13 protein-coding genes are annotated in these 15433 nt (G+C 38.3%); 3 read left to right on the top strand and 10 right to left on the bottom strand.

The genetic code is table 11. The annotated features are described in order from the left end of the window. On the bottom strand, nt 1-428 hold a 428-nt coding region (locus HMPREF3032_RS02285; protein WP_197413479.1), incomplete at its 3' end, for a cation transporter. A 351-nt stretch (nt 429-779) separates the two neighbouring features. Between HMPREF3032_RS02285 and rhuM the strand changes: the two genes are divergently transcribed. Beyond that, a complete protein-coding gene (rhuM, locus tag HMPREF3032_RS02280) occupies nt 780-1469 on the top strand; it encodes a RhuM family protein (protein WP_231723397.1) in 690 nt (229 codons plus the stop codon). Nucleotides 1470-1741: 272 nt separating this feature from the next. Here the strand turns inward: rhuM and HMPREF3032_RS02275 are convergent, their stop codons facing one another. The 5 genes from HMPREF3032_RS02275 to metA all read right to left on the bottom strand — a co-directional run bounded on the left by HMPREF3032_RS02275 (nt 1742) and on the right by metA (nt 6376). Continuing rightward, entirely contained in the window at nt 1742-1906 is a 165-nt protein-coding gene (locus HMPREF3032_RS02275; RefSeq protein WP_009353470.1) for an indolepyruvate ferredoxin oxidoreductase subunit alpha, read from the bottom strand. Nucleotides 1907-2244: 338 nt separating this feature from the next. Further along, complete coding sequence (locus HMPREF3032_RS02270) at nt 2245-2577, bottom strand: helix-turn-helix domain-containing protein (RefSeq protein ID WP_062401468.1); 333 nt, start codon at nt 2575-2577, stop codon at nt 2245-2247. 253 nt (nt 2578-2830) lie between these two features. Next, the gene (locus tag HMPREF3032_RS02265; RefSeq protein ID WP_062401466.1) at nt 2831-3886 is read right to left on the bottom strand and encodes a hypothetical protein; all 1056 of its coding nucleotides are present in this window, start codon (nt 3884-3886) and stop codon (nt 2831-2833) included. Nucleotides 3887-4100: 214 nt separating this feature from the next. Then, on the bottom strand, nt 4101-5369 hold the full coding sequence (locus HMPREF3032_RS02260; RefSeq protein ID WP_062401464.1) for an O-acetylhomoserine aminocarboxypropyltransferase/cysteine synthase family protein: 1269 nt from the start codon (nt 5367-5369) through the stop codon (nt 4101-4103). Between the two features lie 47 nt (nt 5370-5416). Beyond that, on the bottom strand, nt 5417-6376 hold the full coding sequence (gene metA, locus HMPREF3032_RS02255; RefSeq protein ID WP_062401463.1) for a homoserine O-acetyltransferase MetA: 960 nt from the start codon (nt 6374-6376) through the stop codon (nt 5417-5419). Nucleotides 6377-6825: 449 nt separating this feature from the next. Between metA and HMPREF3032_RS02250 the strand changes: the two genes are divergently transcribed. Continuing rightward, on the top strand, nt 6826-7452 hold the full coding sequence (locus tag HMPREF3032_RS02250; protein ID WP_062401462.1) for an RNA polymerase sigma factor: 627 nt from the start codon (nt 6826-6828) through the stop codon (nt 7450-7452). A gap of 277 nt (nt 7453-7729) precedes the next feature. Here HMPREF3032_RS02250 and HMPREF3032_RS02245 read toward each other — a convergent pair whose 3' ends face one another. From HMPREF3032_RS02245 to HMPREF3032_RS02235, 3 genes are all read right to left on the bottom strand, one after another. Next, nucleotides 7730-7933, bottom strand: coding sequence for a DUF1659 domain-containing protein (locus HMPREF3032_RS02245; protein ID WP_009353480.1), 204 nt, complete (start codon nt 7931-7933; stop codon nt 7730-7732). A gap of 13 nt (nt 7934-7946) precedes the next feature. Then, a complete protein-coding gene (locus HMPREF3032_RS02240; protein WP_062401461.1) occupies nt 7947-8180 on the bottom strand; it encodes a DUF2922 family protein in 234 nt (77 codons plus the stop codon). Nucleotides 8181-8359: 179 nt separating this feature from the next. Next, entirely contained in the window at nt 8360-12346 is a 3987-nt protein-coding gene (locus HMPREF3032_RS02235) for a YadA-like family protein (protein WP_062401460.1), read from the bottom strand. A 741-nt stretch (nt 12347-13087) separates the two neighbouring features. Between HMPREF3032_RS02235 and msrB the strand changes: the two genes are divergently transcribed. Continuing rightward, on the top strand, nt 13088-14056 hold the full coding sequence (gene msrB, locus HMPREF3032_RS02230) for a peptide-methionine (R)-S-oxide reductase MsrB (protein WP_062401459.1): 969 nt from the start codon (nt 13088-13090) through the stop codon (nt 14054-14056). Between the two features lie 284 nt (nt 14057-14340). On the opposite strand, the gene HMPREF3032_RS02225 is transcribed toward msrB, so the two are convergent. Then, a complete protein-coding gene (locus tag HMPREF3032_RS02225) occupies nt 14341-15153 on the bottom strand; it encodes a class I SAM-dependent methyltransferase (protein WP_062401458.1) in 813 nt (270 codons plus the stop codon). Nucleotides 15154-15433 lie beyond the last annotated feature (280 nt).

Below are 15433 nucleotides of genomic sequence, written 5' to 3'. Positions count from 1 at the left end.
CCTTTCATACCATTTTTAACAGCTGCCCATGCAATGCGCCAACCTAATATAACAAAGGTTACAATTAATAATGGAGTCAGGTATTGCTCTGGCACCCAATTTGTAAACTCTGCTACCACTATCACGATAGCGCCTATAATAATCCCCGCTAAACTAGAATTATGCTCATGGTCATCCTCTACTTGTTGTGCTTTTTTAGGTGCACGCACAAATGGTACCACTACTACACCATCTTCCGTAGCATCGCACACCGCTTGGATTTGATCTCGTAACATATCTGTATCTTCTATACTAGAGGTAATACGCAATTGCTGGGTGCCAAGCGTGAAAGTTGCTGCTGACACAGATTCTAGTTGATTTAATTTTGCTTCAATCACGCTAGCGCAATTAGCACAATTCAAATTTTGTAGTTTAAAAATGCGTTCCATCGTATCTCCTTATGAATTATAATATGTAACCTTACTACTTGTTTTACTGTTTGTTTTAACACTGCTTCAACACTTAAGTGTTTGTTTATATGTTATCGTCGTGCCAGTAGACCAACAGCGATTTTTTATTTATTCTATTATCCCATAGATTTAATAGATTTTCAACTAAAGCGTTTGTATAGGCAAAGATAATTTTGGGTAATTATTAGGTAAATTTCATTTTTAGTTCTAATATCTAGTTAAACCCAAATATCTCTTAATATGCTCTACGATTGTTATAGATGTTGTCCTATTTCTCCTTGACTTTGCCCCTCTGATAAGATGTAATATAAGTAAGAGAAAGAGCAGTACATGACATTAAGGAGGCCTACCATGATTCCTATCGATTCTGCTTTACATGGAGATGTGATTATCTACCAATCAGGACAAGAAAATATTTCAACTAACGTTTTATTTAAAGACGAAACATTTTGGATGACACAAAAAGATATGGCGACGTTATTTTGCGTTGATATATCCACCATTAATTACCATTTAAAAGAAACATTTGATTCTGAAGAATTATCAGAAGAGTCAACTATTGGAAAATTTCCAATAGTTCGCTTAGAGGGTACCAGAAAAGTAACTCGCACCATCACTTTCTACAACCTAGACGCCATCATCGCTGTTGGCTACCGTGTAAATTCAAAAGAAGCTACACAATTCCGTATTTGGGCTACCAAGGTATTGCGTGAATATATTGTGAAAGGTTTTGCCCTTAATGACGATATGTTAAAGAACGGAACTCCCTTCGGTCAAAACTATTTCAAAGAGCTTTTACGTAGAGTTCAATCCATTCGAGCCAGCGAACGTCAAATCTATCAACAAATTACAGATATATTCGCAGAATGCTCTATTGATTACGATGTACAGAATCCTTTCACCCGCCAATTTTACGCTATGGTGCAAAACAAATTCCATTATGCTATCACAGGCAAAACTGCAGCTGAAATTATTTATAATGCCGTTGATAGAGATAAACCACAAATTCCTATCTTTTAACGAATACGAAGTGCTCACTAATAAAGGGCATATTTCAAAACTACAAGCTGATAAGAAAGCAGTTACTGAGTATAAAGAATTTAATCGTACGCAGAAAGTATTCTCTGATTTTGACAGAATCATACACAAGCAAAACGAGTAACATGATGAGAGCCTCAAAAAGGTTGAGCAACGGTTGAGCAACCGAATCGAAAACGCCTAAAATTAGAGTAAATAGAAAACGAGAAAACCCCGTAAACACGTATGTTTACGGGGTTTGTTATTTGCTTGAATTATTCAGCTGTGATTGTTGCTACTGGGCAAACGGATTCGCAAGAACCGCAATCGATACAAGTATCGTTGATTTCGTATTTAACTTCGCCTTCAGAAATTGCTCCTACTGGACAAACAGAAGCACAAGAACCACATTTAATGCATGCATCACCAATAACGCGCATGAGACACCTCCATAAAAAAATAGAATTCGCTAACTTTATGATTATCATTTAACTAAGGTACTTACCTTTTTTATATTCTCATTATTGCACGTTTTTTTAGTCTTGTCAAATACTTGTCTATACTTTTTGTATCCAATTTTTACAATTGATGTTGCATTTTTTGTATCGCTGAACCTATATATTACGCTATTTGATAGAATTTATCATTTGTATTTAGCTATATATACAAAAAATAACTATAGACGCCTATATTCTCAATTATTACTTCTCAATATAGTTTTTGATAATAATTATATTATCAATTAGATATCTAAGAACACAAACTAGTTTCCATCCAGTTAGTGCAACTGATTCGATTCATATCCCATGACTCGTTGCTTAATCTTATACATCCGTACCCGCTGGTGATCGATTTCATCATGACACACCAAAGTTGCCACATCAACCTGCAAAGTCTTGGCGATCAAATACAATACCTGCACAGATGTCCCTAAGGAACCTTTAGCGCCTTCAATTTTTGCTAAATAACTTGGACTAATACCACATCGTTTAGATAACTCTTTTTGTGAAAGTCCCTGACAACGTCTGACCCAAGCAATTTTTCTACCTAAACAAATACAAAACTCTTCATACTCTGGCATAGATTCCATTGATTGTAAATGCGTCCCCATCTCTATACACCTCATTTCAAAAGTATATAACCGAACTGCTCTACTCACATTATATATAGGCAAAATTCATAAATCAAGAGCATATCTGATACGATGGTTTTCTAAAATACTGTTCTACAGTGATGAGACGGATGCTCCTCGACTTTCATCAGTCCCTGTATACACAAAATTATCTAATAAGTGCAACAAAGTCTGCAGATCATATCTATGAATATCATCATATTCAATCTCTATCAAAAATGACACCAACTTTTTACTTTCTCTCTAGTCCTATCTGTCCAGACCTGAGAATCCTAGCCTCAGTTATAATGTTATCATCCCAAGTGGATTCAGAGGTAATCCCTTCATCGGTAATTCGTATTTCTTTCTGTATACGCTTCGATGGCTTGCCTTGTACTAATTCTTCATGGTATAGGCCTTCAAGGGTAGTTACATCTAAAGCTGACATAGAATTCCCTGAAACAAGTTCTTTAGGAAGTTGATCATGCATGCTAGATGGATCTTCACTTAATCGATGAGAAGGTGTTATTTCTTTACTTTCATCATTTTCCATATACACAAAATCATCTAATAAGTGCAACAAGGTCTGCAAATCATATCTATGAATATCATCATATTCTACCTCCATCAAGTATCGATGTGTAGGATCCTCTTTCATAATCATATCGATGGTGAACCTTACATAGGGTCCATCCTGTGTAGGCTGTTCAAATCGATCCCAGCGAACCGCTGTCATATCTTCTCGAGATAGAAGACCTCCTTCAGATACTGTGTGCTTTTTAAAGGTATGTGGATTTTTTTGACGCCAAATCTCCATGTACTCCGCATCTGTCATACCTTGGATAGGTTGGTCATACCAGGTAGTATTCCACTGTTCTTGAGATACTCCTTTCGGCGGTACATTATCTCTACGTGTGACCATCATATTCACATCTTTGTCTAGTTGCAGCAGAACCCCCACCACATGCCCACTATCTGTAGGTACTACCTTATCAATCCAAGTAAGACTTTGTACATCCCAAGGAATGGCAAAACGGAAATGCCCTTCCCGACTACTAATATACGTATGGTTCGGTATATTTTCTGTTCCCTCACCTTTTGCACGTAGACTACTATCTGTATAGTGATCCCCTGCAGGAACGGGCATACCTGCCGGCATACCTACTGGCATTCCTTGCTGTCCTATGAATGTAACCTTAGGTTTTGCCTCTATATCTTCTGCCATACCTACAGCACCTGTGAAAGTGGCCATCGCCATCCCACATACTACAGCTTTCCACCATGTATTTCCAACTAGTTTGCTTTTCATTTGTTGATTTCCTTTCTTAGTAGAATCTCTATACATCCTATGCCGATTTCTATACACATCCAAGATTGACCTTATCTCAATATATATAGGTCCAATAGTTTTTGCTATATCATTATATTTTTACCTAGTACAACTATATATCTAGTATACCATAGCTAAAAAGAGAACCCACTATTGTGAGTTCCCTTATATCGTATTATATAACTTTTATATCTTACAGTTTATCCAATGCTTGCGCTAAGTCAGCAATGATATCATCAACGTTTTCGATACCGATGGATACACGTAATTGTTCTGGTTTTACACCTGCTGTCAATTGTTCCTCAGGGCTCAATTGGGCATGTGTTGTACTTGCTGGGTGGATAACCAAGGATTTAGCATCCGCCACGTTTGCAAGGTTAGAGAAGATTTCAAGAGCATCAACGAATTTGATACCTTCCTCTTTGCCACCTTTCACACCAAATGTAAACACTGCGCCAACACCATTTGGGAAGTATTTGTCAGCCAATGCTTTATATGGGCTGTTTGGCAATTCAGGATAATTTACATAAGCAATTTTTGGATGGTTTACCAAGAAATCTACTACTTTACGAGTGTTTTCTACATGGCGTTCTACACGCAAGGACAATGTTTCAATACCTTGAATAATCAACCATGCTGCTAGTGGAGTAATGGCTGCCCCAGTGTCACGCAATAATTGAGCACGTACTTTCACAGTGAAAGGAATTGGAAGATCGCCGTATACTAAACCATTGTAATGTACGTCGCCTTCTACGAATCCAGGATAACGGCCGCTTGCTTTATAGTCGAACTTACCACTTTCCACGATCACACCAGCGATAGTTGTACCATGACCGCCTAAGTATTTAGTAGCGGAGTGAACCACTACGTCTGCACCGTATTCAAATGGACGGAACAAATATGGAGTACCGAATGTATTATCCACGATCACGATGATACCATGAGCGTGAGCGATCTCAGCAATCGCTTCTAAATCTACCAAGTTAGCTCCTGGGTTACCAACAGATTCTACATATACAGCTTTTGTGTTATCATCGATAGCTGCTTTGAACTCTTCTAAATTATCTGGGTTCACAAATTTTGTAGTGATACCGAAACGTGGCAATGTAGCGCTGAATAAGTTATACGTACCACCGTATAATGTGGACGCTGCCACAATATTGTCCCCAGCAGATGCTACGTTTTGGATAGCATAGGCAATCGCTGCAGAACCAGAGGCTACGGCGATGGCACCAGCACCACCTTCTAAAGCGGCTACACGGCCTTCCAATACGTCTTGTGTAGGGTTACCTAAACGAGTGTAGATAGGACCTGCATCCGTTAAGGCAAAACGTCCTGCTGCTTGTTCTGCATCTTTAAATACATACGATGTTGTTTGATAAATTGGCACCGCACGGGAACCTGTTGCATCTATTGTATGACCTGCATGTAATTGTAATGTTTCAAATTTGTAATTGCTCATGTTAAACTCCTCATCATTCTTAAATCTTTACTATCTATTGACTAGGATTAAATGACCCAGTCTTGTATATATGCTTCTTCAATCGGTCTCGATTGTAATTCACTGACCTCATACGGTGTTTCTTGGTACACATAATAGTTTAACCAGTTTGAATAGAGTATGGTCGATGCAGATCGCCATCGAATGATGGGCTCTTTCGTCGGATCATCATCAGGGAAATAATTTTCTGGAATTTCAATCTCTAATCCTAACTTTCTATCCCTATCATACTCTTGGTATAAAGTATCTCGATCATATTCTGGATGTCCAAAGATAAACACATGTTTATTATCATAGGACCGGGCGATACCAACACCTGTCTTATCCGCGCGGGCTAGTACTTCTAACTGAGGGTGAGCGTTGATTTCGCTTTCACTCACCGTCGTATGCCGTGAATGAGGCATATAGAAGAGTTCATCTAGGCCACGCATAAGCATGGGCTTACTGTTCTGCACTTCCTGTTCATATACACCGAATAACTTGGTAGGCAAATCTTCCTTGTGGATACCGAAGTGCTTATAAATACCAGCTTGGGCTCCCCAACAAATATAGAGTGTAGAACACACATGGGTTTTGCTCCATTCCATAATTTCTGAAAGCTCATCCCAGTAGTTCACTTCCTCAAAAGGCATTTGCTCTACCGGAGCTCCTGTTATAATCAAACCATCAAAGTATTGATCTTTGATTTCCTCGAAAGTTCTATAAAATGTTTCCAAATATTCTTGACTTGTATGACTCGCTGTATAGGACGCCGTGTACAGAAAGGTCACCTTTGTTTGTAACGGTGTATTACTCAAAGCACGAAGCAGTTGAATTTCCGTAGTCTCTTTCCGTGGCATCAAGTTCACAACCACAATGTGGAGTGGTCGAATATCTTGTGACTCTGCCCGTTCCGAATCCATGACGAATATATTCTCTTCTGAAAGTTTCCCTATGGCTGGTAATCCTTTCACTACTCGTATAGGCATTCAATCCACCTCTCTTTCCAGTAAAACCTATCGATTAACGATGAATTAAGTATACTAGGATGTCCATCATATGTCAACAATATACGTACATTTATCCTTATACAGGATACATATTATTATATATAGCAAAAAACTATAAGGAAAGTTATAAACACATATTTTCCCAATATTGCCTATATGTCATACATACCCTTGAAATCCATTCCATTATATCAATATGTTACTTTTACACACTTTCAGAAAAAATAACTTGCTATTGAGTAGGTTTTGATATATAATTTCATCAACATATATAGATGTTATTTTTCATTACTTGTAATAGTAATTTACAGTAAATGAGCTATATATCAACAGGCCTGTGATACTATAGAAACTATGATGTAAGTACGCCCCTTATACACCATCCACAACAATCATGTTAGGTAGTATTATCCTCAAGGAGGTAAACTATGAGTTATTCTTACATTAAACACTCATTATTGATGACAGCCTCTGACATCCAAGATGATTCCTACACTGACGAAGAACTGGTAGCCTTCATCCAATCTGGTTATTGTCATATGACTGTTATCTTATGTCAACGGTACGTACCTCTCATTACAAAATACGCGCATGTGCGCCAACTTCGTTCTATAGACAGTGATTTAGAATCTGCCTTATGGGAATGTTTCTTGCAGGCTATTAAGACCTATGATATAACTAGCAACATCCCTTTTGCTGGCTTTGTAAAATCTCGCATACGCTTCACCCAGTGGAATCTATATCGAAAGAGTCTGCGACAATGGACTCATGAAACGGTGTTAGCCCCACAAGAAGATGAAACAGATCCCTTAGTATCTATCCCATCTAGCCATGATACTGCAGAGGAAGCCATTCATCATTTAGAACTATTAGCATTACACACAGCTCTATCAGAAATGGAGCCGGTGCATGCAAACCTATTACGGCAAATCCTACTAAAAGGCAAATCCATCAGCGAAATTGCTAATACCTATGGCATGAGTCGACAGGCTATGCATAAGAAATACAAACGAGCTATTGCCTTGCTAAAAGAGGCTTTAGAAACAGTTCAATAACTTAATATTGAAAAAAAGTAAAACCTGAATCTCCCAAAGAGATTCAGGTTTTCTTATCATGCAGTACACCAATATATAACAATAGCCATCCTGCTATATATCAGCAAAATGGCTACGGTAATCCTTGGTACTAAGTCCTATCACTATTATTTACATATACCCTTCTTGGTGTGGTTCTCAGCTGTCTAAAGGTCCTATCCTACCTTATCGTTTTAACCACTTTAATACCCAAAGGGTAATTCTAATAATTTTTAATGCTTTTTCAAGCTTTTCCATATTACGCCTCTAAAGCGATGGCATTATTTCGCACAACCCCTACCAAAGGATAGGCATATAGCTTACCCAATGCATCGCCTACAGCTTTCACATCCTCATCTGTGGCACTTTCATTGACATAGGCAAAATTAGCCACTTTGAGATTATGTGCACCTTCACCTTTTTTAAATTGTAATTGTAATTTGGTTACCATTGTTGTTGTCATAGTCTAATCCTCCTTATTCTACCACTGTGGACTCTGTAGTCACTAATGCACCATGTTGAAAGTTAGTCAAACGTTGATCTTTACGACCACGAAGTACATCTTTCTCCACCATCAGTTGACCTACTGTGTCAATTTCAGTTTTTGTAACACCTTCTTTAGGAAAAGCTACCACAATATTGACTTCTTCCTTAGATGTGTCTGTAAAGACCAAATGTAATTCTTTTTTCACTACTGTACTTGCTGCCATAATTTTCTCCTTTCCTAGTACCAAGTGCTTACACTTAGATACATTCAAAAAAAGAAGACTTGTCAACCAAATTCATAATCTTATCGGAGTAAACAAAAAAAGACTGTAATCAGAATGATAATTTTCATTCGATTACAGTCTTTTCTATATAACGCTTAGATTACGTTTACAATTCTATATTAACCTTGTAAACGGCTTAATACTGTTGCTAATTGAGCTTTTACAGCATCAAGTTCTGCACGTTGAGATTTGTTTTCTTCGCGTAATGCGTTAATTTCACCTTTTTGTTCAAGGTTTTGCGCTTCTAATGCACCCATTTTATCTTGCAATACGTATGCGGAACTAATTGGACCTTGTCTGTATACATCTGCTACAGCTGTTTCGTCTGCTTTAGATCCTACTTTCCAAGTAATACCAGCATTTGCCATCACTTGGCTATGGTTACCACCAATAGCAGCACCTGCATGGAACATCAAAGATTCATTTTTATAGTGTGCCACACCTAATGCTAAGGAGTTTTGACCTTGGTAATGACCTACACCAGCCATGATTTGAGTTGGTTCTAATGGATCGTATTGGATAGGTTTCAATGCGGATAACGCAGCCGCTTGAGAACCAACACGGTTCACTTGACCTTGTAATTGGTTAGTAATTGCTTGCATATTGCCTGCTGCATCACGTAATTGGCTTACATTAACTGCATCAGTATCTTTTTCACCAGGAGCTACATTAGTGATTTTCTTGCCACCGTTGTCTAAGCCCTCTTTGGAAAGAGATACTTTGCCCATGCTAATTTTTCCATCTTTACCGTCTAAGGAGATAGCACTAGCAGCACCAGGAGTACCTACTGTTACAACACCATTATCACCGAATGTTACTTTACCAGCAGTATCACCTTCTCCAGCGATAGAAGTAATACCTGTCAACTCTGGATTCAAGGAATATGTGAAGTTTGTACCCTTTTGTTTAATTTTAAGATTAGCACCCGCTTTAAGCGTTACTTTGTTGCCCTCTTTAACTTCTTCAGTAGATGTAGTAGTATCATCTGCTTTTTTACCACCATCTTCAATATCAGATGTAATGGAGAATCCAGAAGAATTAATATGTTGCTTTAATTCATCTTTAAGATTTTTTACATCATTTTTAACGCCAGTTAATTGGCTTACGTTAACTGCATCAGTATCTTTTTCACCAGCTTTAACATTAGTGATTATGTTATTACCGTTATCTAAACCTGTTGTTTTTAAGGAAACTGGTTTTTTATCCGTTGCTTTAGGAGTGATAGTCATACCCTCTGCATTGATTACAGTTGTATCCTCTGCAGCATTTTTGAAAGATGCACTTGTTAAATCTTTCAATTCTGGATTTAAAGAATATGTGAACTCTTTACCAACTTGTTTAAGTTTTAAGTTATTACCAGCTTTTAAAGTAACAGTGTTACCAGCTTTTACAGCTTCTTTCCTTGTGCCTTCAGCTTTGCCAGAGTCTTCTTCACCACTTGTTACATTCCAAGCTGCATTATTAATAGCGTTTACCACAGTATCAACAGTAGCAATTTTACCTTTATCTGTATCTTTAACAGATACAGTACCAGCGTTTACAGGCTTGTCATCTGCGCCTTTTCCATCTTTATCATTAACTGTAATAGCACCAGTGTTAACTTGTAAACCATTGTCTCCTACAGTGATTGTCGTGCCATCAGCATTTACTTTTACACCAGCATCCGATACATTAATGGATTTATCTGCAGGTTTTACTACGATTGTACCATCACCATTAGTCAAACCGTTGCCAATTTTTGGAGCTGCATTGTTGATCATATCAGCTACGTTTTGAGCCGTTGTTAAGGCATTGCCTTTCGTTGGGTCTTCAAGTGTTACCAAACCTGTATTTGGGTCTTTTTTAAGCTTAGCTGTAACAGGTTTAATAGTAATTGTATTATTCGTTGCATCTGTTGTCAATACATCTTTATTGGCAGAAACCACTTTTAATGTTTGGTTATCTAACAATACGTCAGCTTTAGATACGCCATCTTCTACTGGTGATACATTAGCTACTGTATCACCGGCAATTCGTAAGTTGATAGAACGAAGTTGTGCCACGTTTACTGCATCAGTATCATCAGTACCTGCTGCTAGATGTGTAATTTGACGAGTCATAGTAGCTGTACCTACAGAAACTGCTCCCGCCGTTTTTGCTTCCAATGCATGACTAGTAAGACCAGCATAGGTATTTAAATGATTTTCGTTGACATCATACCCTTTACGAGCTTCTATATCTGCTACAGAATAAGAGCCTAAGGCTACTCCATAAGCTTTTTGAGCTTGTGCCTTTTTACCAATTGCTACAGATTCTGTAGCCCCTTCTATTACTTTTGAATCTGTACCCATTGCAATAGAATTCGGCATTGCTACATTAGATTTTGTACCCATAGCAATACCATCCGCACCATTGGAAATTGCATTTTTACCAATCGCAACAGAGTTATCTTTCTTAGCATTCGCTTCTTGACCAATGGCTACAGAGCTTGCACCTTCTGCCACAGCGTGTGTGCCAATGGCTAACGCAGATTCCTTCGCACTTGTATAAGCCGCTTTTAATGTTGCCTTAGCTGTATCTAACTTAGTTTCTTCTGCTGTTGCAGCAGCTGTTGTATCTGTTACTTTTTGTTTTAAAGTATCATCATCTGTATTTTCTGCAATCAAATCTTGAGCACGTTTAATTAAACGTGTTACATCAGCTGTAGTTGTACTAGCTGCATTTTCATCAAGTGCCGCTATTTTTTTCAACGCATCCAATTGAGCTGTTACAACTGGCTTAGCACTATCATAGTTATTATTGTACTGTGTTTTTCCAAAAAACTCATCTTGTAGCGCTGCATTATCTACCCCTAATGTTTGAAGCAATTGCTTTTCTTCATTAGTTAATGTATATAAAGAAATACCAAAGTCACGAGCATCACTAGCCAAACGTTTTTGTGTCGCTTTACTATCGCTTTCTGCTTGTAACTTCGCATCTTGAGCATCAATGAAAGTCTTATACGCTGCATTATAGGTATCCAATGCTTTAGATACAGCGGTTGCTAAGTCTGCATTACCACCTGCCACAGAGTCATTACCAAAGGCAAAACCATGTGTACCCATAGCGCGAGCTGTTGTACCTAAAGCAATCGCACCTTGTCCTGTAGCAAAGGCATTTTCCCCAGCTTTGCCGTCCGCTTTGCCGCCATTACCGATTGCAATCGCTTGTTCTCCATAAGAGGTGGCAGCACGACCGATAGCCATTCCACCTGCTGTAAACGCACGAGCCCGGTCACCTACAGCAACACCAGACGTTTCTGCTACATGAGATCCAAAACCTACTGCTACGGCACGTTCTGCTCTAACACCTGTACCAGACTCTGTACCTACAATCGTACCACGTGCTGATCGCGTAGTTGCATTATTACCTACTGCTGTAGCATATAGATGATAAGTAGCTGATGTAGTACCTACTGCCGTAGAGAAAGCCCCACTTGCTCTAGAAATATTACCAATGGCAGCTGCACCTATTTCATAGGCTTTTGCAATTGGACCTACCGCCGTAGCCGCACCTTGTTGACCTGTTGTTTCCGCTTGGTAACCTACCGCTACGGATTGAGTGAAATTCGTACGAGCTTCTGGACCAATGGCTACAGATTCTTTATAATCACTTTTTGCATTTCTACCGATAGCAATCGCACCAGTACCCGATTGGAATGTCACGCCACCATGGTCACGTAACGAAGATGCATTTGTACCAATAACAACCGTATCAGTATAGGACGCATAGGCATTCCTACCAATAGCCACTGTATTTGATGGATGCTTTTCTTGATCTGCTACTGGGATAACTGATTTACTGACACCAGCTAAGCTAGATTTACCAATCGCCACACCAGCTTTGGCATTAGTCACTGCTAAATTACCTACAGCAATAGACCCTTCTTGTACAGCCTTACTATTGGTGCCAAACGCAGTACCTTCACCTGTACCTGCCACATTATCTACAGCGAATGTAGTAGTCATACCAGCTACACTAAAAGCTGTAACACCTAAAATAGCAGCCATAGCGGCTAATCGATTTACTTTTTGTTGACCTTGTGCATGTGCTGCATTCGTTCGAACAATTTCAGTACGTTTTTTCATGATTCTCCTTTTCCTTACAGATTGAAAGACATATTGACTTACTATACTACACGATTAAGATGACATATGAGTGAACAAAATACATTTGATAGGTGCAAATTTAAATGAAAAAAATTTTCATAACCTACCACACAGTTGCACTATAATTCATATAATTTTACTATGGCATCTTATCTATTTTATCAATTATACAGTTCTCCCTTATAGATGTCAAATGAACGTTTCATGAACTTTCATAAAAAAACTATAACGCCTAATAGTTAAAACTCTTTAATAATAGCCATTCTTTATAAATACTTTATATATAGTATACTATATAATTATCATGTATCTTCATATCACTTCTTGATAATTACCGACATACCTAATAGGTACTCCCTATAAGTGGTAACATTTTATTATTATTTTACTTATTCCTATTTTATTGATATACTATCTATGTCGATGTGATACTCGACAGGAACTATGAACCTCATATGTTCCAGCCTTTCAAACTACTTACATATGTGATAACGGTGACTTCCCATACACACCTACGGTTATCACAAAGAAGCCACCTACTCGTCCCCATACGAGTTAGGTGGCTTTCACCTTATATACATAATTCTAGAGTATAGTTATCCTACCAGCATATTCATATTAGTTAGTACCTACTATACGTAAGGTAGTAGCACCTATCTCATAAGGTTATTACTGGTTAAACATAGATACTAAGATTACAATTAAAAAAGGAGTGATACTATGAATCATACCATCTATTTAGGAGGCGGTTGTTTTTGGGGTGTGGAAAGCTACTTTCAACGCATTCCCGGTATTGTAGATACTGAGGTAGGCTACAGCAATGGCGCTCAACCGAATCCTAGTTATGAAGAGGTTTGCCGTGGCAGCGGCCATGTGGAAACTGTCAAGGTTACTTATGACACCTCTGTGATTTCCCTCTCTAAGGTACTACAATATTTTTTGCGTATTATTGATCCTTTTAGTATCAACAAACAAGGTAACGACGTGGGCATCCAATATCGCAGCGGTGTGTATTACGAACATTCTGAGGACAAAGTAATCATCGAGTCCACTTTAGAACGTGCTAATAGCCATTACCAACAATCTTTTGCCATCGAAGTGTTACCCTTACAATCGTTTTATCCAGCCGAAGAATATCATCAAGACTATTTAGATAAAAACCCTAATGGCTATTGCCATATTAATGTATCCAAGGCTTACGAGCCTTTAATCGATGAAAAGGAATACCAACGCAAAGCAGATGATGTATTACAAAAAGAACTTAGTGAATTAGAATATGCTGTTACACAACATAGTGCTACGGAGCGACCTTTCTCTCATGCCTATACAGATGAATTCCGCCCCGGTATTTATGTAGATATCACCTCTGGAGAGCCTCTTTTTATCTCCGCTCAGAAATTCGACTCTGGTTGTGGTTGGCCCAGCTTCGCACAACCGATCAACAGCGATGTCATTCGTTACTATGAGGACGATAGTTTAGGACATCGTCGCATCGAAGTACGCAGTCGCATTGGAGATGCTCATTTAGGGCATGTCTTCGAAGATGGCCCTCAGTCCATGGGAGGTCTCCGGTATTGTATCAACGGCGCGGCCTTACGCTTTATTCCTTTAGAAGACTTAGAAACAGAAGGGTATGGTGCTTTGCGTGAATTTGTAGAAAGTAGCCACGCTCTATCTCAAGATTCTTAAAAAATTTAGTATACAACAACTTAGCATAATACAAAGCTGATTTCAACGATTACCAACTTACTGTATCTTACAACATAAAAAGACTGTAAACACAGGATTATATTTCCAATTGTTTACAGTCTTTTATCGTTATATAAATAGTCTATGCTTATATGCCCTATCTATACCGTTAGAGCTAGCATACTTGATACACTATATTACTTTTAATAAAGTACGTATATCCCTATAGCTTATGCATATACTATTGTAGCCCAGTATAGTCTATATATTATAAGTGCAGAAGATTAAACTCGCCATGAAATCCACGCAATAGTATCCGTTGTGTGGTTTTCTAATTTTCCATCCACAGCTTTAGCAGATAAAAACTCATGTATCTCTTGTTTAATCACTTCTAAATCGCCACCTACTTTTCGATGCACACGTAAGCAGAAATAATCGACTGCTTCATCGACAGTTAAGGTTTCTACTTCTTCTACTGTTTTATAAGTAATATTTACATTCTTTCCGATTTCGTTAACTGTGCCCAAGCAATCTTGTAGCATGGATTCCCATGGGCTTCCACTTACACCATATCGCTCAGAATAGATGGCATCTAAGTATTCATCTTTTCGATCGGCGAACATGATGCATAAACAGTTCTTACGGCTAGCTCGATGCAAGGCATGTAGATTTGCTGTGTCTGACATAATAGGGCAGAAGATGCTGTATACCAAGTCAAATCGTTTGTCCCAACCTAATGCTTGCCGTGTCTCTTCGGACCATGGTCCTAGCCATAAATCTAGTGAAAGACCTTCCTTTTCGCTAATTTGTTTTGCCCCTTCTAGCATTCCTGTAGACAAATCTACACCGGTTACTTTTAGCCCATTACGAGCTAATCCCATGGCATAATCCCCAGTACCACAGCCTACATCAAGTGCTGTTTCTCCTTCCGCTGGATGAATCCCTAATTCTTGTAATCGTGCTACAAAGTCCACTACTTGCGCTACACGATCCTCACGTTTGTGCATATTGACAAAGAACTTGGATGTTTGATTCCAAGATTGTTGTTCCTCTTGCCAGCCCTCCATGGAAACAGGCATTGTTGTGATTGTACTCATAGAAACCTCCTTATCACTTTATATTTAATAGGATAGATATCGTTTACACCAATATTACTACTATACATTATATACGATATACAGCAAATTATATATGATAAAAATTATCAATTCATATATTTTAATTATACAATACAATACGTGTTTATACTGTATCTATAGCAACAAAATCTGTACAACCATACAAGAAGTATTAGAACACAAAAAAGCGACCTTGCGGTCGCTTTTCCTATTTAGAATCTACGATTCAATTATGCTTCGATAGCTGTAACAACACCAG

Origin of the sequence: Veillonella sp. DNF00869, from assembly GCF_001553345.1 — a bacterium.
In the GTDB taxonomy this organism is placed as follows: domain Bacteria; phylum Bacillota; class Negativicutes; order Veillonellales; family Veillonellaceae; genus F0422.
This window is presented reverse-complemented; position numbering and strand designations above follow the sequence as displayed.

What these genes read in the sequence shown, in the direction of transcription:
- rhuM (WP_231723397.1), top strand. Translation starts at nt 780, where the DNA reads ATGACATTAAGGAGGCCTACCATGATTCCTATCGATTCTGCTTTACAT.
- HMPREF3032_RS02275 (WP_009353470.1), bottom strand. Translation starts at nt 1,906, where the DNA reads ATGCGCGTTATTGGTGATGCATGCATTAAATGTGGTTCTTGTGCTTCT.
- HMPREF3032_RS02270 (WP_062401468.1), bottom strand. Translation starts at nt 2,577, where the DNA reads ATGGGGACGCATTTACAATCAATGGAATCTATGCCAGAGTATGAAGAG.
- HMPREF3032_RS02265 (WP_062401466.1), bottom strand. Translation starts at nt 3,886, where the DNA reads ATGAAAAGCAAACTAGTTGGAAATACATGGTGGAAAGCTGTAGTATGT.
- HMPREF3032_RS02260 (WP_062401464.1), bottom strand. Translation starts at nt 5,369, where the DNA reads ATGAGCAATTACAAATTTGAAACATTACAATTACATGCAGGTCATACA.
- metA (WP_062401463.1), bottom strand. Translation starts at nt 6,376, where the DNA reads ATGCCTATACGAGTAGTGAAAGGATTACCAGCCATAGGGAAACTTTCA.
- HMPREF3032_RS02250 (WP_062401462.1), top strand. Translation starts at nt 6,826, where the DNA reads ATGAGTTATTCTTACATTAAACACTCATTATTGATGACAGCCTCTGAC.
- HMPREF3032_RS02245 (WP_009353480.1), bottom strand. Translation starts at nt 7,933, where the DNA reads ATGACAACAACAATGGTAACCAAATTACAATTACAATTTAAAAAAGGT.
- HMPREF3032_RS02240 (WP_062401461.1), bottom strand. Translation starts at nt 8,180, where the DNA reads ATGGCAGCAAGTACAGTAGTGAAAAAAGAATTACATTTGGTCTTTACA.
- HMPREF3032_RS02235 (WP_062401460.1), bottom strand. Translation starts at nt 12,346, where the DNA reads ATGAAAAAACGTACTGAAATTGTTCGAACGAATGCAGCACATGCACAA.
- msrB (WP_062401459.1), top strand. Translation starts at nt 13,088, where the DNA reads ATGAATCATACCATCTATTTAGGAGGCGGTTGTTTTTGGGGTGTGGAA.
- HMPREF3032_RS02225 (WP_062401458.1), bottom strand. Translation starts at nt 15,153, where the DNA reads ATGAGTACAATCACAACAATGCCTGTTTCCATGGAGGGCTGGCAAGAG.